The 16,909-nt window shown below is 71.3% G+C and carries 17 protein-coding genes; 7 read left to right on the forward strand and 10 right to left on the reverse strand.

Features of this window, described 5'->3' with window-relative positions; genetic code table 11:
* Positions 1-36 precede the first annotated feature (36 nt).
* Complete coding sequence (locus ABZO31_RS27210) at positions 37-873, reverse strand: inositol monophosphatase family protein (protein ID WP_406863928.1); 837 nt, start codon at positions 871-873, stop codon at positions 37-39.
* Between the two features lie 170 nt (positions 874-1,043).
* On the opposite strand from ABZO31_RS27210, the gene ABZO31_RS27215 reads away from it, so the two are divergent.
* From ABZO31_RS27215 to ABZO31_RS27240, 6 genes are read left to right on the forward strand one after another with little or no spacing between them, the layout of a single operon-like run.
* Positions 1,044-1,859: an ABC transporter ATP-binding protein gene (locus ABZO31_RS27215; RefSeq protein WP_406863929.1), complete on the forward strand. Its 816-nt coding sequence runs from the start codon at positions 1,044-1,046 to the stop codon at positions 1,857-1,859.
* A complete protein-coding gene (locus ABZO31_RS27220) occupies positions 1,856-2,008 on the forward strand; it encodes a hypothetical protein (protein WP_406863930.1) in 153 nt (50 codons plus the stop codon). The genes ABZO31_RS27215 and ABZO31_RS27220 overlap by 4 nt, the downstream gene beginning before the upstream one ends.
* Positions 2,005-2,928 (forward strand): ABC transporter ATP-binding protein, encoded by a 924-nt coding sequence (locus tag ABZO31_RS27225; RefSeq protein ID WP_406863931.1) that lies wholly within the window; start codon positions 2,005-2,007, stop codon positions 2,926-2,928. The genes ABZO31_RS27220 and ABZO31_RS27225 overlap by 4 nt, the downstream gene beginning before the upstream one ends.
* Positions 2,925-3,815, forward strand: coding sequence for a branched-chain amino acid ABC transporter permease (locus ABZO31_RS27230; protein ID WP_406863932.1), 891 nt, complete (start codon positions 2,925-2,927; stop codon positions 3,813-3,815). Before ABZO31_RS27225 ends, ABZO31_RS27230 begins: the two co-directional genes overlap by 4 nt.
* Positions 3,808-4,899 carry a branched-chain amino acid ABC transporter permease gene (locus ABZO31_RS27235; protein WP_406863933.1) on the forward strand — a complete coding sequence of 364 codons (1,092 nt, stop codon included), beginning with the start codon at positions 3,808-3,810 and terminating at the stop codon, positions 4,897-4,899. Before ABZO31_RS27230 ends, ABZO31_RS27235 begins: the two co-directional genes overlap by 8 nt.
* Entirely contained in the window at positions 4,896-6,170 is a 1,275-nt protein-coding gene (locus ABZO31_RS27240) for an ABC transporter substrate-binding protein (RefSeq protein WP_406863934.1), read from the forward strand. Before ABZO31_RS27235 ends, ABZO31_RS27240 begins: the two co-directional genes overlap by 4 nt.
* A 104-nt stretch (positions 6,171-6,274) precedes the next feature.
* On the opposite strand, the gene ABZO31_RS27245 is transcribed toward ABZO31_RS27240, so the two are convergent.
* Positions 6,275-7,147 carry an NAD-dependent epimerase/dehydratase family protein gene (locus tag ABZO31_RS27245; RefSeq protein WP_406863935.1) on the reverse strand — a complete coding sequence of 291 codons (873 nt, stop codon included), beginning with the start codon at positions 7,145-7,147 and terminating at the stop codon, positions 6,275-6,277.
* A gap of 64 nt (positions 7,148-7,211) precedes the next feature.
* Between ABZO31_RS27245 and ABZO31_RS27250 the strand changes: the two genes are divergently transcribed.
* The gene (locus ABZO31_RS27250) at positions 7,212-7,772 is read left to right on the forward strand and encodes a GNAT family N-acetyltransferase (RefSeq protein WP_406863936.1); all 561 of its coding nucleotides are present in this window, start codon (positions 7,212-7,214) and stop codon (positions 7,770-7,772) included.
* 56 nt (positions 7,773-7,828) lie between these two features.
* Here the strand turns inward: ABZO31_RS27250 and pssA are convergent, their stop codons facing one another.
* From pssA to ABZO31_RS27290, 8 genes are all read right to left on the reverse strand, one after another.
* Positions 7,829-8,701 carry a CDP-diacylglycerol--serine O-phosphatidyltransferase gene (gene pssA, locus ABZO31_RS27255; RefSeq protein WP_406865489.1) on the reverse strand — a complete coding sequence of 291 codons (873 nt, stop codon included), beginning with the start codon at positions 8,699-8,701 and terminating at the stop codon, positions 7,829-7,831.
* Positions 8,694-9,350 (reverse strand): phosphatidylserine decarboxylase, encoded by a 657-nt coding sequence (locus ABZO31_RS27260; RefSeq protein WP_406863937.1) that lies wholly within the window; start codon positions 9,348-9,350, stop codon positions 8,694-8,696. The genes pssA and ABZO31_RS27260 overlap by 8 nt, the downstream gene beginning before the upstream one ends.
* A 170-nt stretch (positions 9,351-9,520) precedes the next feature.
* On the reverse strand, positions 9,521-10,726 hold the full coding sequence (locus ABZO31_RS27265; protein WP_406863939.1) for an acyl-CoA dehydrogenase family protein: 1,206 nt from the start codon (positions 10,724-10,726) through the stop codon (positions 9,521-9,523).
* A 2-nt stretch (positions 10,727-10,728) separates the two neighbouring features.
* A complete protein-coding gene (locus tag ABZO31_RS27270) occupies positions 10,729-11,241 on the reverse strand; it encodes a MaoC family dehydratase (RefSeq protein ID WP_406863940.1) in 513 nt (170 codons plus the stop codon).
* A gap of 5 nt (positions 11,242-11,246) precedes the next feature.
* Positions 11,247-12,212, reverse strand: a complete 966-nt coding sequence (locus ABZO31_RS27275) for an HpcH/HpaI aldolase/citrate lyase family protein (RefSeq protein WP_055640579.1) — start codon at positions 12,210-12,212, stop codon at positions 11,247-11,249.
* Positions 12,209-14,236, reverse strand: a complete 2,028-nt coding sequence (locus tag ABZO31_RS27280; RefSeq protein ID WP_406863941.1) for a protein meaA — start codon at positions 14,234-14,236, stop codon at positions 12,209-12,211. The genes ABZO31_RS27275 and ABZO31_RS27280 overlap by 4 nt, the downstream gene beginning before the upstream one ends.
* A 29-nt stretch (positions 14,237-14,265) precedes the next feature.
* The gene (gene ccrA, locus ABZO31_RS27285; protein ID WP_406863942.1) at positions 14,266-15,603 is read right to left on the reverse strand and encodes a crotonyl-CoA carboxylase/reductase; all 1,338 of its coding nucleotides are present in this window, start codon (positions 15,601-15,603) and stop codon (positions 14,266-14,268) included.
* A gap of 408 nt (positions 15,604-16,011) precedes the next feature.
* Positions 16,012-16,839: a TetR family transcriptional regulator gene (locus tag ABZO31_RS27290; RefSeq protein WP_406865490.1), complete on the reverse strand. Its 828-nt coding sequence runs from the start codon at positions 16,837-16,839 to the stop codon at positions 16,012-16,014.
* Between the last annotated feature and the right edge of the window lie 70 nt (positions 16,840-16,909).

A 16,909-nucleotide genomic window follows, 5' to 3' on the forward strand; every position in this document is an offset into this window, starting at 1 on the left:
TGCCTCCCGGCCCGGGCCGGACCCGGCGGGCTGCGGCTATCGGCCGGCCAGGAGGTCGACGATCCGATGTGCCGTCGCCGTGTCCCGGGCCGCGGTGAACGGCAGCGCGTTGCCGCCGGTGATGCGGTACGGCTCGCCCGAGAGTGTCAGGTCGGTCCCGCCGGCCTCCGTGACCAGCAGCAGCCCCGCTGCGTGATCCCACGCGTACTCCCAGTTGAAGGCGATGCCGTCCAGCTCTCCGCGGGCCACGTCCAGGTACTCCAGGCCGGCCGAACCGCACGGCCGGGCGGCCACGCCGTCCGTGTACAGGCCGAGCAGCGCGCGCTTCTGCTCGGGGGTGGTGTAGTCGGGGTGCGACGTGGCGACCCGCAGCACGGCGCCGGGCTCGGGCGAACCGGCCTTCAGCGGCTGCCCGTTGAGCGTCGCGCCGCGGCCGCGGACGGCGACCGCCAGCTCTTCGCGCGCGGGCGCGTACGTCCACGAGGCGTGGATCCGGCCGCCCTGCGCCAGCGCCACGAGGGTGCAGAAGCCGGGCTCGCCGTGGACGAACTGGCGGGTGCCGTCGACCGGGTCGACGATCCAGACCGGCGCCTCGCCGTGCAGCGCCTCGTACACCGAGGGGTCGGCGTGCACGGCCTCCTCGCCGACGACCACGGAACCGGGCAGCAGGGCGGTCAGCGCCTCGGTGAGCCGTGCCTCGGCGGCCCGGTCGGCGACCGTGACCAGGTCGTGCGGGCCGTTCTTGGTCACGATCTCGTCCGCGCCGAGCTGCCGGAACCGCGGCATGATCTCGTCCGCCGCCGCCTTGCGGACCGCCGCCTCGACGGCGTCCGTGCCGGAGTCCAGGAACTCGTCAACCCTCGCATCGATCATGCGTCCAGCTAAGCACGTCGCCCCCCGGGTCCCCGCGAGGGGCCGTTGTGCGCGTGCACAGGGCCGGGCCTTTCCCGCTGGTCACCGGCAGCGTTTCGGCCACCAGGCGTGGACGGGCGGCCTCCGTGCTGCTGGGGTGAGCGCCACTGAACAGGCCACGGAGGTGAACCATGGGGGCCATCGCCCTCGAAGTGGCGGATCTGTCGGCGGGGTACGGGCCGGTCCGCGCCCTGCGGCAGGTGTCGCTGGAGGTGCCCGAGGGCGCCGTCGTCACCGTCCTCGGCGGCAACGGCGCCGGGAAGTCCACGCTGTTGCGGGCGATCTCCCGCACGCTCGCGTTCCACGGCGGCGCCGTCGTCTCCGGCAGCGTGCGCTTCGGCGACCGCAGCCTCGACGGGCTGCCGCCGGACCGCGTCGTCGCCGCCGGAGTGTGCCAGGTCCCGGAGGGGCGCCAGGTGTTCGCCCGGATGACCGTCGAGGACAACCTGCGCGCCGGCGCGCTCGGCGGGACCCGCGACCGGACGGCCCGGGCCGCCGCGCTGAAACGGGTCCACGAACTCTTCCCGGTGCTCGCCGAGCGGGCCGCGCAGCCCGCCGGGCTGCTCTCCGGCGGCGAGCAGCAGATGCTGGCGGTGGGCCGCGCCCTGATGGCCGCGCCGAAGCTGCTGCTGCTCGACGAGCCCTCTTTGGGCCTCGCGCCGCTGATGGCCGCGCGGATCGCGGACACGATCCGCGAGATCAACGCCCAGGGCACCGCGGTCCTGCTCGTCGAGCAGAACGCCGCGCTGGCGCTGCGCCTCGCCTCGCGGGCGTACGTCCTGGAGGTCGGCGAGGTCACCCTGTCCGGCCCGGCCGCCGAACTCGCCGCCTCCGACGAGGTCCGCCGCCGCTACCTCGGCGTCGTCGACGAGACGGCCGCCGCGGACGCCGCCGACGCGACCGCCCACCACCCGACCCTGTCCCGCTGGCAGGAGGCCGCCGGATGACGCCCGACCCGACCGACCACACCGACCAGGCCCCTGTGACCCCGGTGGCGGGCCGCACGGCCCGGCCGTTGCCCGCGCCCGCCGACGCCGTCGTCGCTGCCGCTGCCGTGCACGCGGTGCGGCCCGGACGGCAGGAGGCCACCCGATGACGCACGACCCCACGGACGCCCGCACCGACGCCCCCACGGACGTCCCCGCCGACTCCGCCCCGGCGGAGTCCGCGGCGGGCCGCCCCGACGCCGACGCCGCCACGGCCGCACCCGCCGGCACCCCCGCCCGGACCGTCCCCGTCCAGGCCGTCCCCGCCCTCGAAGTCCGCGACGTCACCGTCAGGTTCGCCGGGCTCACCGCGCTCGACTCCGTCGGCTTCACCGTCCGGCCCGGCACCGTGCACGCCGTCATCGGGCCCAACGGCGCCGGCAAGTCGACCTGCTTCAACGTGCTCTCCGGGGTCTACAAGGCCACCTCCGGCTCCGTCCGCTTCGGCGAGCACGAGCTCACCGGGCTGCCGCCGCACAAGATCGCCGGGCTCGGCGTCGCGCGGATCTTCCAGAACCTCGCGCTGCCGCCCCTCGCCACCGTCGAGGACAGCCTGCTCCTCGGCCGCCACCGGCTCACCCGCACCGGCTTCCTCGCCGCCGGGCTGCGCCTGCCGTCCGCCGCCCGCGAGGAGGCCCGGCACCGCGAGCGGGTCCGCGAGATCGCCGCGTTCGTCGGGCTGGAGAAGCAGCTCGCCCAGCCCGCCGGCGCCCTGCCGTACGGGCAGCAGAAGCTCGCCGAGCTCGCCCGCGCGCTCTGCATGGAGCCCAAGCTGCTGCTGCTCGACGAGCCCGTCGCCGGCATGACCGCCGACGAGCGCCGCCGCACCGCCGCCGTCATCGCCGGCGTCCGCGACAGCCTCGGCATCTCGATCGTCCTCGTCGAGCACGACATGGGCGTGGTGATGCGGCTCGCCGACAGCGTCACCGTCCTCGACTTCGGCCGCCGCATCGCGGACGGCGCCCCCGCCGACGTACAGAACGACCCGGCGGTCGTCCGCGCCTATCTCGGAGAGGAGGCCGCCGGATGACCACCTTCGCCGAATTCCTGCTCAACGGCGTGTCCCTGGGCTCCATCTACGCCCTGATCGCACTCGGCTTCGTGGTGATCTTCCGCGCCACCGAGGTCGTCAACTTCGCCCACGCCTCGCTGCTGCTCGCCGGCGGCTACACCATCGCCGTGCTCCACGAACCGCTCGGCTTCTGGCCGGCGCTGCTCGTCGGCATCGGCGGCGCGGCCCTGGTCGGCGCGGCCGTCGAGTTCCTCGTCATGCGCCGTTACCGCGGCCGGGACCAGAGCGTCCTCGCCATCGTCACCATCGGCGTCGACATCCTGCTCGCCACCGAGCTCACCCGGCGCATCGGCACCGACATCCTCGCCCTCGGCGACCCGTGGGGCGACGCCGTCGTCACCGTCGGCGGGATCTCCGTGGCCGAGACCCGGATCGCCGCCTTCCTCGCCGCCGGCCTGCTCATCACCGCCTTCCTGCTCGCCTTCCGGTTCACCTCCTGGGGGGTCGCGATGCGCGCCGCGGCCGAGAACCAGGAGACCGCCGCCCTCATGGGCATCCGCCTGGGCCGGGTCTCGCTCGGCGCCTGGGCGGTGGCGGGCGGCCTCGCCGCCGTCGCCGCGCTCTTCCTCACCGTGTTCCCCACCCCCGGCCTGGAACGCTCCACCTCGCTCGCCGCGATGAAGGCCTTCCCCGCCGCCATCCTCGGCGGCCTCGACTCCACCACCGGCGCGCTCGTCGGCGGCCTCCTCGTCGGTATCACCGAGTCCCTCGCCACCGGCTACCAGGGCGACCTGACCTTCCTCGGCCGCGGCATCGGCGACCTCGCCCCGTACCTCGTGATGGTCGCGGTGCTGCTGATCCGCCCGGCCGGACTCTTCGGGACGAAGGAGCTCGCCCGTGTCTGAGACCGCCTCCGTGAGCACCCTCCCCGCCGTCCTCGCCCGGCCCCGCGTCTGGGGCTGGGGTGCCGCCGCCCTCGTGCTCCTCGCCCTCCCCTTCTACCTCGACCGCTTCTGGCTCCAGGCCGGTCTGTTCGCCATGGCCGCCGCGCTCGGCGCGATCGGCATCAACCTGCTGACCGGCGCCACCGGCCAGCTCTCCATGGGCCACGCCTTCTTCCTCGCCGTCGGCGCGTACGGCTACTGCGCCTTCGCCGGCGACGGCAGCGACGGGCTCGCCGGGCTCGGGCTGCCCGGGTGGCTCGCGGCCGTCCTCGCCGTCGCGCTCGCCGGCCTGGCCGGCGGGGTGTTCAGCCCGATCGCGGGCCGGCTCCAGGGGGCGTACCTCGGCATCGCCACCCTCGCGCTGATCTTCATCGGCCAGCACGTGCTGTTCAACGCGCACGACCTCACCGGCGGCTTCAACGGGCGTGCGGTGCCGTCGCTCAGCCTCTTCGGGATCACCTTCGACGACAGCGAACTCCTCGTCGCCCAGGTCCCGTTCGGCTCGGCCGAGAAGCTCTGGTACCTCGGGATCGCGCTGCTCCTCGGCGGCGCCCTGTTCGCCCGCGGGGTGCTCCGCGGCCGTCCCGGCCGCGCCATGAACGCGATCCGCGACCACCGGATCGCCGCCGGGGTCATGGGCATCCCCGTGGCCCGCTACCGCGCCGCCGTGTTCGTCCTGTCGTCGATGTACGCGGGACTCGCCGGGGTGCTGCTCGCGCTGGTCTTCCAGCGGACCGTGCCGGAGTACTTCGGCATGCTGCTCTCCCTCGAATACCTGGCCATGATCGTCATCGGCGGTCTCGGGTCGGTCGCCGGAGCGGTGATCGGAGGCGTCTTCGTCTCCCTGCTGCCGCAGCTCCTCAACCGGTACAGCGACGCCCTTCCCCTGGTCTCCGCCCCCGGGACGGGCGGGATCGCACCGGGGGAGGCCGCCCGCTTCCTCTACGGCGCCGCCGTCGTCGCGGTGGTGCTCTTCCTGCCCGGCGGCCTGGTCCGGCTCGCCGCCCGGCGCACTCGGCAACAACCCTCTGGGGAGGAACGATGAACCACCGACGACCGGCCGTGCGGGGCCTGGCCGCCGCACTCGCCGCCCTGGTCGCGCTGACCGCGGCCGGCTGCAGCTCCAAGGCGAAGACCGAGGGCTCCGACGCGGCCGGGAAGGGCGGGGTCAAGGCGGGCGAGGGCGTCACCGACTCGACCATCTCGATCGGCGCGCTCACCGACATGACCGGGGTGTACGCCACCCTCGGCAAGAGCATCACGCAGGCCCAGCAGCTGTACGTGAAGCAGGCCAACGCGGCCGGCGGGATCTGCGGCCGCAAGCTGGAGCTGACGGTCCGCGATCACGGCTACGACCCGCAGAAGGCGCTCGCCGCGTACACCGAGCTGGAGCCGAAGGTCGTCGGCTACGCCCAGTTCATCGGCTCGCCGTTCGTCGCCGCGGCCAAGCAGCGGATCGACGCGCAGGACAAGGTCCTCGTCCTCCCGCAGGCCTGGTCCGCCTCGCTGCTCGGCAGCCCGTACATCCGGGTGCTCGGCTCGACGTACGACGTGGAGACGATCAACGCGGTGGACTTCCTCGTCGCCGAGAAGGGCCTCAAGAAGGGCGACAAGGTCGGCCACGTCTACTTCGAGGGCGACTACGGCGAGAACGCCCTGACGGGCTCGAAGTACGCGGCCGGCAAGGCCGGGCTGACCGTCGTCGAGCAGAAGATCAAGCCGACCGACAGCGACATGTCGGCGCAGGTCGCGGCGCTCAAGCAGGCCGGGGTCAAGGCCGTCGTCATCAGCGCGGGCCCGAAGCAGGCGGCGTCCCTGGTCGGCGTGGCGGCGGCGACCGGGCTGAAGGTGCCGGTCATCGGCAACAACTCGGCGTTCTCGCCCCAGCTGCTCGGCACCCCGGCCGGACCGGCCCTGGAGCAGATGTACTGGGTCGCCTCACCGAGCCTGCCGATCGGCGCGGACACGCCGGTCGCGAAGAAGCTGGTGGCCGACTACCAGGCGGCGTACCCGAAGGACAGCCTCGACAACGGCATCGTGGCGGGCTGGACGGCGGTGACGGTCTTCGGCGAGGCCCTGAAGAAGGCCTGCGAGGCGAAGGACCTCACGCGCGAAGGCGTGGACAAGGCGCTCCTCTCCCTCACCGCCCACGACGCCGGCTTCGGGATGAAGCACGACTTCGCCGACCCGAAGGCCCCCTCGTCCAAGGAGAGCGCCATCCTCCAGCCCGACAAGTCCCTCCCCGGAGGCATGCGCACGGTCCGCGAACCGTTCGTCTCCGAGGCGGCGAAGGGCTTCACGCCGAAGGCCGGCTGACGGCACTCGGCAGGCCGACGACACCGCACCCCGCCGGGCGAAGGCGCGCCCGGCGGGGTGCGGGCGTCGGGGTGGCGGCAGGCTCAGCGGTCAGTGGGCGCGGCTTACGCGTCCTGAGCGGTGAAGCCGGTGCGCCAGGTGGGGTGGGTCGGGTGCCAGCCCAGGGCGCGGGCCCTGGTGTTCGAGGCGCCGCGGGCCCAGGGGGTCGCCCCCTCCGCGGGGGCGGGGGCGGGGACGCCGAGGGCCGCGGCCAGGACCGGCAGCCAGTCGCGGGCGGGAGCCGGTTCGTCGTCCACCACGTTGTACGTGCCGGGCGGCCAGGTCAGGGCCTCCGCCGCCGCCCGGGCCGCGTCCGCGACGTGGACGAAGGACGAGACCGAGCCGTCCGCCGTCAGGCTGCCCAGGTACCGGGCCTCCGGGGCGCCGCCCAGCGCCGCCGCGACCGCGCCCCCGGGCGCGTACCAGGTGCCGGGGCCGTACAGGATCCCGTACCGCAGCACCACCGCCCCGGGCAGCTCGGCGGCCTGCTCCTCCAGTGCGCGGGCCCCGGCGACGATCCGCGCCCGCGGCAGCGCGTCCGTGCCGTCGAGGGGGACGGACTCGCCGGCGGGTCCGGCGCCCGGGGCGTACGTCCAGGAGATCGACTGGGCGACCAGCCGCTCCACGCCGGCCGCCTCCGCCGCGTCCACCAGGTTGCGCGTGCCCTCGCGCCGCAGCCGGTCGTTCGCCGCGCCGTCCGCCGCGGACAGGTCGGTGAGCTGGTGCACCACCGCGTCCGGCGCGGCCGCCGCGACGGCGGCCCGCAGCCCGTCCGCGTCCAGCGCGTCGACCCGCACGCCCCGCGCCCCCTGCGCCCGCACGCGCTCCGCGCCCTCCTCGCTCCGCGAGGCCCCGACGACCTCGTGCCCGGCGTCGAGCAGCAGCGGTACGAGCACCCGGCCCACGGCGCCCGTGGCACCCGCGACGAAGATCTTCACGGCTCCAGCCTAGGCACGGCCCCGCCGTCACCCGCGCGAAACAACGAAATGTGAAGGTCGGGCCATGACTGACACCGGTATCGAGACCGTCAAGACCGACCGCTGCGTCGTCGAGCGCCTCGACCCCGCGCAGATCCGGGCCCAGGCCGCCGGCGGGCTCGCCCGGCTGCTCGTGGACGCGGTGGACGGCGGCGCGTCCATCGGCTTTCTCGCGCCCCTGGAGGAGGCCGAGGCGGCCTCCTGGTGGCGGGCGGCCGCCGAGGAGGCGGAGCGGGGCGTACGGGACGTCTGGGCGGCCTACGGGCCCGGCCGGCGACCGCTCGGGGCGGTGACCCTGGTCCGCGGCGACAAGGCGAACGCACGGCATCGCGGCGAGATCGCCCGGCTCGTCGTCCACCGCGAGGCCCGCGGCCGGGGCCTGGGCGCACGCCTCCTCGCCACCGCCGAGGCCGCGGCGGCCGAGGCCGGGCTGACCCTGCTGGTCCTCGACACCGAGACCGGCAGCCCCGCCGAGCGCCTGTACCGCGCGGCCGGCTGGACGCCCGCCGGCGTGATCCCGGACTACGCCGCCGACCCGTCCGGCGTGCTGCGCCCCACGACCCTGTACTACAAGCGCACGGCGTAGGAGACGCGGAAGGGCCCGGAGGCGATCGCCTCCGGGCCCTTCCTGGAAAACCCTGCCTACTGCGCCTGTGCCTGGGCGGCCTCGCGGGCCTCCCGGTTCTCGCGCCGGTTGTCACGGAAGGTGTTCACCCGCCGTGCCGTGGCGAAGAGCGGGATCACCGCGCCCATCACCACCTGCAGCGCGCAGCCGGTCTGGAGCAGCAGCTGACCGCCCGGGGCGTCGAACGCCCAGGCCGCCAGCATGCCCATCGCGCCGATGATCCAGCTGAGCATCGCCACCGCGAGGACACCCCGCGGCTTCGGGTACTCGACCCGGCTCACCATGAGCCAGGCCACGCCGATGATCGCGAGCAGCGTCGGGACGAACGGCAGATCGAGCAGCACGATCGACACGACGGTCAGCGCGCCGAAGGGGCTCGGCATGCCCTGGAACATGCCGTCCTTCATCGTCACGCAGGAGAACCGCGCCAGTCGCAGCACCACCGCGAGCAGCACCACGACCGCGGCCACTGCCGAGACCTTCTGCTGGGCGGGATCCGAGACCGCGACCATCCCGTACACGAGCACGAAGTAGGCCGGCGCCAGACCGAAGCTGATGAGGTCCGACAGGTTGTCGAGCTCGGCGCCCATGGGGGAGGAGCGCAGCTTGCGCGCCACGATGCCGTCGAACAGGTCGAAGATCGCCGCGCACAGCATCAGGATCACGGCGGTCGCCGCGCTGTTGCGCGCCATGCCGGTCTCGTTACTGCCCGTGAGGTGCGGGATCAGGATGCCGGTGGTGGTGAAGTACACCGCCATGAAGCCACAGGTGGCGTTACCGAGCGTGAGGGCGTCCGCTATGGACAGCCTCAACGACAGCGGCATCTCCTCTTCCTCGGCCTCCGCCTCGGCTTCCTTGACCCAGTTCGCCTGCGTCTCGGGATCAATCACGGTCAATGCGAGTCACCCCCGCGGTCGTCTTCTGACCGACCTCGACGGCGACCTCGACCCCTTCCGGAAGGTAGATGTCCACCCGCGAGCCGAAGCGGATCAGACCGATGCGCTCGCCCTGCTCGACCTTGGTGCCCTGCGGGATGTAGGGCACGATGCGCCGGGCGACGGCGCCGGCGATCTGCACCATCTCGATGTCGCCGAGCTCGGTGTCGAAGTGCCAGACGACGCGCTCGTTGTTCTCGCTCTCCTTGTTGAACGCCGGGACGAACCCGCCGGGGATGTGCTCCACGGACGTCACCGTGCCGGCCAGCGGCGCGCGGTTGACGTGGACGTTCAGCGGGCTCATGAAGATGGCGACCCGGGTCCGTCCGTCCTTCCACGGCATGATGCTCTGCACCACACCGTCGGCGGGGGAGATGACCCGGCCCTGAGCGATCTCGCGCTCGGGGTCGCGGAAGAACCACAGCATGCCCGCCGCCAGCGCGGTGGTGGGCACGGCCAGGGCCGCGGCGCGCTTCGACCTGCGCGAGCGCGCGAGGCTGAGCGCCGCGGTGGCGACGGTCGGCAGAAGCCACGGCGATGCTCCGCGTGCGATACGTACGCCGAGGTGGCTGTCGCGAGGTGCAGAGGTTTGGCTGTGGGGCATGGATGACCTTCGTAGCGGATGATGCCGCGCGGGCAATCGGGGGACGGCGGCTTTCCGTCGATGCTATCGGTTGCGGGCCGCAACTGGGAAAGCCAGAAACCGAGTCGGAGGCCGGAAGACGATGACGGGGTGTGATCTTCTTCGCGGCCTAACCGACCCAAACCCGACAATCAGCCCTGGAACCGGTACTCCTCGAGCAGCCGACGTCCAATGATCATTTTCTGGATCTCGGCGGTACCTTCGCCGATGAGCAGCATCGGAGCCTCTCGGTAGAGACGCTCGATCTCGTACTCCTTCGAGAACCCGTACCCGCCATGAATGCGGAACGCGTCCTCCACGACTTCCTTGCAGTACTCGGAGGCGAGGTACTTCGCCATCCCTGCTTCGAGGTCGTTTCGTTCCCCGGAGTCCTTTTTGCGTGCTGCGTTCACCATCATGGCATGAGCAGCCTCGACCTTGGTAGCCATTTCGGCCAGCTTGAACTGGATCGCCTGGTGCTGAGCGATCGGCTTGCCGAAAGTGTGACGCTGCTGGGCGTACTGGACGCCCAGTTCGAAGGCACGCTGTGCGACACCGCAACCACGCGCGGCCACGTTGACGCGGCCGACCTCGACGCCGTCCATCATTTGGTAAAACCCTCGGCCGGTCTCCCCGCCGAGGACCCGATTGGCCGGAATGCGCAGTCCGTCCATGATGAGTTCGGTCGTGTCGACGCCCTTGTAACCCATCTTGTCGATCTTCCCGGGGATGGTGAGGCCGGGGCGGACCTCTCCGAAGCCGGGCTCCTTCTCGACGAGGAAGGTCGTCATCGACTTGTGGGGCGCCGTGCCCTCGGGGTGTCCTTCGTCACTCCGGACCAGAACGGCCACCAGAGACGAGGTTCCACCGTTGGTCAGCCACATCTTCTGGCCGTTGAGGACGTACTCGTCGCCGTCCTTCACCGCCTTCGACGTGATGGCCGACACGTCCGAGCCGAGAGCCGGCTCCGACATCGAGAACGCGCCACGCGTCTCGCCGGCCGCCATCCGCGGAAGGAAGTACTCCTTCTGCTCCTGGGTGCCGTGCTGCTTGAGCATGTACGCCACGATGAAGTGCGTGTTGATGATGCCGGAGACCGACATCCAGCCGCGGGCGATCTCCTCCACGCACAGCGCGTAGGTGAGCAGCGACTCACCCAGGCCCCCGTACTCCTCGGGGATCATCAGACCGAAGACACCGAGCTCCTTGAGCCCGTCGACGATCTGCTGCGGGTACTCGTCGCGGTGCTCCAGCTCCGTCGCGACCGGGATGATCTCCTTGTCGACGAAGTCCCGGACGGTGGAGAGGATCTCCTGCTGCACATCGGTCAGACCGTGGGTCTGGGCGAGTCGCGCCATGACTACTTCCCCTGTTCCTTCAGCTCGGGGCGGCCGGCCTGCTCGCCGCCGCGTGCCTCGATGTACTCGGCGGTCGGGACCATCACCTTGCGGCGGAACACGCACACCAGGGTGCCGTCCTGCTTGTAGCCCTTGGTCTCGACGTAGACGACGCCGCGGTCGCTCTTGGACTTCGACGGCGTCTTGTCGAGGACGGTCGTCTCGCCGTAGATCGTGTCGCCGTGGAAGGTCGGCGCGACGTGGCGCAGCGACTCGATCTCCAGGTTGGCGATCGCCTTGCCGGAGACGTCCGGCACGGACATGCCGAGCAGCAGCGAGTAGATGTAGTTGCCGACGACGACGTTCTTCTTGAAGTCCGTCGTGTTCTCGGCGTAGTTCACATCCATGTGCAGCGGATGGTGGTTCATGGTGAGCAGACAGAAGAGGTGGTCGTCGTACTCGGTGACCGTCTTCCCGGGCCAGTGCTTGTAGACGGCGCCGATCTCGAACTCTTCGTAGGTGCGGCCGAACTGCATGGTTCTCAGGCCTCCGGGATCTCGAACTTGCTGGTGCGCTGCATGCCGGCGGCGCGGCCCTTGCCGGAGATGACCAGGGCCATCTTGCGGGAGGCCTCGTCGATCATCTCGTCGCCGAGCATCGCGGAGCCCTTCTTGCCGCCGGCCTCGGACGTGTAGTAGTCGTACGCGTCCAGGATCAGCTCGGCGTGGTCGAAGTCCTCCTGCGAGGGCGAGAAGATCTCGTTCGCCGCGGCGACCTGGTCCGGGTGCAGCACCCACTTGCCGTCGAAGCCGAGGGCGGCGGCGCGCTGCGCGACGGCCTTGTAGCCCTCGGGGTTGCGGATCTGCAGGTAGGGACCGTCGATCGCCTGGAGGTTGTTGGCGCGGGCGGCCATCAGGATGCTCATCAGGATGTGGTGGTACGCGTCCGCCGGGTAGCCGGGCGGCTGCTCGCCGACGACGAGGGACTTCATGTTGATCGAGGCCATGAAGTCGGCCGGGCCGAAGATGATCGTCTCGACGCGCTGCGAGGCCTGGGCGATCGCGTTGACGTTGGTCAGGCCCTGGGCGTTCTCGATCTGCGCCTCGATGCCGATCTTGCCGACCTCGAAGCCCATGGTCTTCTCGATCTGCGTGAGCAGCAGGTCGAGGGCGACGATCTGCTGGGCGTCCTGGACCTTCGGCAGCATGATGCAGTCGAGGTTCTGGCCGGCGCCCTCGACGACGGTGACGACGTCGCGGTAGGTCCAGTGGGTCGTCCAGTCGTTGACGCGGACCACGCGGGTCTTGCCGGTCCAGTCGCCCTCGTTCAGGAACTTGACGATGGTGTGCCGGGCCTCCGGCTTGGCCAGCGGCGCGCAGGCGTCCTCCAGGTCGAGGAAGACCTGGTCGGCGGCGAGTCCCTGGGCCTTCTCCAGGAAGCGCGGGTTGGAGCCGGGGACCGCCAGGCAGGAGCGACGGGGGCGGAGCCGGTTCACGGGGCTGGTCATGCGGAGACCTCCAGGGGATCGAGCTTGTTCGCTTTCCGGATCTCGTCGACGATACGGCCGATGATCTCGGTGATACCGAAGTCCTTCGGTGTGAAGACGGCGGCGACACCCGCACGCTTCAGTTCTGCGGCGTCGGCGTTGGGGATGATGCCACCGACGATGACCGGGATGTCGGGCGCGCCGGCCTCCCGGAGCCGGTCGAGGACGTCCGGCACCAGCGCGGAGTGCGAGCCGGACAGGATCGACAGGCCCACGCAGTGCACGTCCTCGGCGAGGGCGGCGTCGACGATCTGCTCCGGGGTGAGCCGGATGCCCTGGTAGACCACCTCGAAGCCGGCGTCACGCGCACGCACCGCGATCTGCTCGGCGCCGTTGGAGTGGCCGTCCAGACCCGGCTTGCCGACCAGCAGCCGCAGCCGTCCGGCGCCCAGGTCCTCGGCGGTGCGGGCGACCTTCTCGCGGACCTCGGCCAGCGGCGTGCCCGCCTCGGCGGCGACGGCGACCGGTGCCGAGGAGACGCCCGTGGGGGCGCGGAACTCGCCGAAGACCTCGCGCAGCGCCCCGGCCCACTCGCCGGTCGTCACACCGGCGCGGGCGCACTCCAGGGTGGCCTCCATGAGGTTCCCGGTGCCCTTCGCGGCCTCCTTCAGCAGCTCCAGCGCCTTGCACGGGCGCGGGTGGTTGAAGGGCGGCTGGTAGCGGTTGTCGCGCCAGGTCTTCATCGAGCCGACCACCCGGGCCTCGACCGCCGGGTCGACCGTCATGATCGCCGTGTCGAGGTCCGCGGTGAGCGGGTTCTCCTCGGTCGTCTCGAAGATGTTGACACCGACGATCTTGTCCTCGCCGGCCTCGATCCGGGCCCGCCGCTCGGCGTGCGAGGAGACCAGCTGGGACTTCAGGTAGCCGGACTCGACGGCGGCCATCGCGCCGCCCATCTCCTGGATCCGGTCGATCTCCGCCAGGCACTCGGCGACCAGGGCGTCCACCTTGGCCTCGATGACGTGCGAGCCGGCGAAGATGTCCTCGTACTCCAGCAGGTCGGACTCGTGGGCGAGCACCTGCTGGATGCGGAGCGACCACTGCTGGTCCCACGGCCGGGGGAGGCCCAGGGCCTCGTTCCAGGCGGGGAGCTGCACGGCGCGGGCGCGGGCGTCCTTGGAGAGCGTCACGGCCAGCATCTCGAGCACGATGCGCTGGACGTTGTTCTCCGGCTGGGCCTCGGTCAGCCCGAGCGAGTTGACCTGGACGCCGTAGCGGAAGCGGCGCTGCTTGGCGTTCTCGATGCCGTACCGCTCCAGCGTGATCTTGTCCCAGATGCGGCCGAAGGCACGCATCTTGCACATCTCCTCGACGAAGCGGACGCCCGCGTTCACGAAGAACGAGATACGGGCGACCACCTCGCCGAAGCGCTCCTCGGGCACCTGGCCCGAGTCGCGCACCGCGTCGAGCACCGCGATGGCGGTGGACATCGCGTACGAGATCTCCTGGACCGGAGTGGCCCCCGCCTCCTGCAGGTGGTAGCTGCAGATGTTGATCGGGTTCCACTTCGGGATGTTGTTGACCGTGTAGCAGATCATGTCCGTCGTGAGGCGGAGCGAGGGGCCGGGCGGGAAGACGTGCGTCCCGCGCGACAGGTACTCCTTCACGATGTCGTTCTGCGTGGTGCCCTGGAGCCGGGTGATGTCCGCACCCTGCTCCTCGGCGACGACCTGGTAGAGCGCCAGCAGCCACATGGCGGTGGCGTTGATGGTCATCGAGGTGTTCATCTGCTCCAGGGGGATGTCCTGGAACAGCCGGCGCATGTCACCGAGGTGCGAGACCGGGACTCCGACGCGGCCGACCTCGCCGCGGGCGAGGATGTGGTCGGGGTCGTATCCGGTCTGCGTCGGCAGGTCGAAGGCGACCGAGAGACCGGTCTGGCCCTTCGCCAGGTTGCGCCGGTACAGCTCGTTGGACGCCTCGGCCGTGGAGTGGCCGGCGTACGTCCGCATGAGCCACGGCCGGTCCTTCTGACGCTCTGTCATCGCAGTGCTCTCGCCTCTCAGAGGTTCCGTCAGATGTTCCGGAAGCGGTTGATCGCGTCGATGTGCTGCGCGCGCAGCTCCTGGTTGCGCACGCCCAGGCCCTCCTCGGGGGCCAGCGCGAGCACGCCGACCTTGCCCTGGTGGAGGTTGCGGTGCACGTCGTACGCGGCCTGGCCGGTCTCCTCCAGGGAGTAGACCTTCGACAGCGTCGGGTGGATCTTGCCCTTGGCGATCAGGCGGTTGGCCTCCCACGCCTCGCGGTAGTTGGCGAAGTGCGAGCCGACGATGCGCTTCAGCGACATCCACAGGTAGCGGTTGTCGTACTGGTGCATGTAGCCGGAGGTCGAGGCGCAGGTGGTGATGGTGCCGCCCTTGCGGGTGACGTAGACCGAGGCGCCGAAGGTCTCGCGGCCCGGGTGCTCGAAGACGATGTCGATGTCCTCGCCGCCGGTCAGCTCACGGATCTTCGAGCCGAAGCGCTTCCACTCGCGCGGGTCCTGGGTGTTCTCGTCCTTCCAGAACTTGTAGCCCTCGGCGTTGCGGTCGATGACCGCCTCCGCGCCCATCGAGCGGCAGATCGCGGCCTTCTCCGGGGAGGAGACGACACAGATCGGGTTGGCGCCGCCGGCCAGCGCGAACTGGGTGGCGTACGAGCCGAGGCCGCCGGAGGCGCCCCAGATCAGGACGTTGTCGCCCTGCTTCATGCCGGCGCCGTTGCGGGAGACCAGCTGGCGGTACGCGGTGGAGTTGACCAGACCGGGCGCCGCCGCCTCCTCCCAGCTGAGGTGGTCGGGCTTCGGCATCAGCTGGTTGGACTTGACGAGCGCGATCTCGGCGAGGCCGCCGAAGTTGGTCTCGAAGCCCCAGATGCGCTGCTCGGGGTCGAGCATCGTGTCGTTGTGGCCGTCCGAGGACTCCAGTTCGACGGACAGGCAGTGCGCGACGACCTCGTCGCCGGGGTTCCAGGCGTTGACGCCCGGGCCGGTGCGGAGCACGACGCCGGCGAGGTCGGAGCCGATGACGTGGTACGGCAGGTCGTGGCGCTTGGTGAGCTCGGACAGGCGGCCGTAGCGCTCCAGGAAGCCGAAGGTGGAGACCGGCTCGAAGATCGAGGTCCAGACCGAGTTGTAGTTCACGGAGCTGGCCATGACGGCGACCAGGGCCTCGCCCGGGCCGAGCTCCGGCAGCGGGACGTCGTCGAGGTGCAGCGACTTGCGCGGGTCCTTGTCGCGGCTGGCGAGCCCGGCGAACATCTCCTGCTCGTCCTTGTGCACGGTCACCGCGCGGTAGGACTCGGGCAGCTTGATGTTCGCGAAATCGGCGGACGTGGCGTTCGACGACTGGATCGCGTCCAGGATGTCCTTCACGGTGTGCCTCCGGCGGTGCGGGTGCGAGGGGGACCGGTGAGGGAGATCCCCCTCGGAGCGAGGGTTGAGGGGTGCTGCTGTGGAGGTGTGCCGTCGGTTCGGCGGGTGGTGCGGTGGCTGCGCGGTGGTGGGGCGCAAAGGGTGCCTGTGACGCAGGCGTCCGGGCGCGCGAGACGATCTTGCGGGGACAGCCGGCGCACGAGGTTGGACTCTGCGCGCCGGCCGCCCGGACACTCTCAACGTATGGCACGGCGTGTCACCGCGCAAGGCACTGGGTGCCAACAGTTTCACTCAGATGCAATCTGCCATTCACACATGAGCGATGATCGATCAGGATGGCCCCTCACCAGCGAAAACGGCCGCCCCGGAAGGGGCGGCCGTCGTTCTGATCGATCGTCTCGAGGAGGCTCAGCCGTCCGCGAGCGCCTGCCGGATGGTCCGCATGACCTCGTCCAGCGGCGCGTCGGTACGTGCCACGGCGACCAGCACGCCGCCCTCCGTGGACGCCTTCGCTGCGGGCTGCGCCGGCTCCGCCGGAGCCGCCGGGGCGGCCGTCGAGGGCCGCGCGCCTATCCCCGAGCCGAAGGTCTCCCGCACGATCGCGAAGGCGTGGTCCAGCTGCGCCTCCACGTCGCCCTGGCCGCCCGCCCGCAGCCAGCGCCGCAGCACGTGGTTGTGCGCGGTGACGACGGCCGAGGCGGCCACCTCGGCCAGCAGCGGGTCGTCGTTGCCGTCGTGGTGGTCGCGCTCGTCGAAGTGGCCGAGCAGGTACCGGGTGAACAGCCGCTCGTAGCGGGCCACCGAGGCGATCTCCCGCTCGCGCAGGGTGGGCACCTCGCGGGTCAGCCGGTAGCGCTCCACGGAGACCGCCGGGGACCCCGCGTACATCTTCATGACTTCCTTGATGCCCCGGCAGACCGTGTCCAGCGGGTGCTCGTGCGGCGGCGCGGCGTTCAGCACCGCCTCCGCCCGCACCAGGGTGTCGTCGTGGTCCGGGAAGATCGCCTCTTCCTTGGAACGGAAGTGCCGGAAGAAGGTCCGGCGGGCGACGCCGGCCGCAGCCGCGATCTCGTCGACGGTGGTCGCCTCGTAGCCCTTGGTCGCGAAGAGCTCCATGGCCGCGGTCGCGAGCTCGCGGCGCATCTTGAGCCGCTGGGCGGCGGCGCGGCTGCCCGCGGCGCTCTCCGGAGCATCGGGCTGGGCGGTGGCACGGGGTGTCTTGGCGGCCTTGGACATGTCCTGAACGTACTGCATCGGCGCCGCGGAGTGCTCCTGCGGGGGCGGACCGCCGGTGGGCTCGAGCAGC

This window comes from Streptomyces solicamelliae, assembly GCF_045348655.1.
Classification (GTDB): Bacteria; Actinomycetota; Actinomycetes; order Streptomycetales; family Streptomycetaceae; genus Streptomyces; species Streptomyces solicamelliae.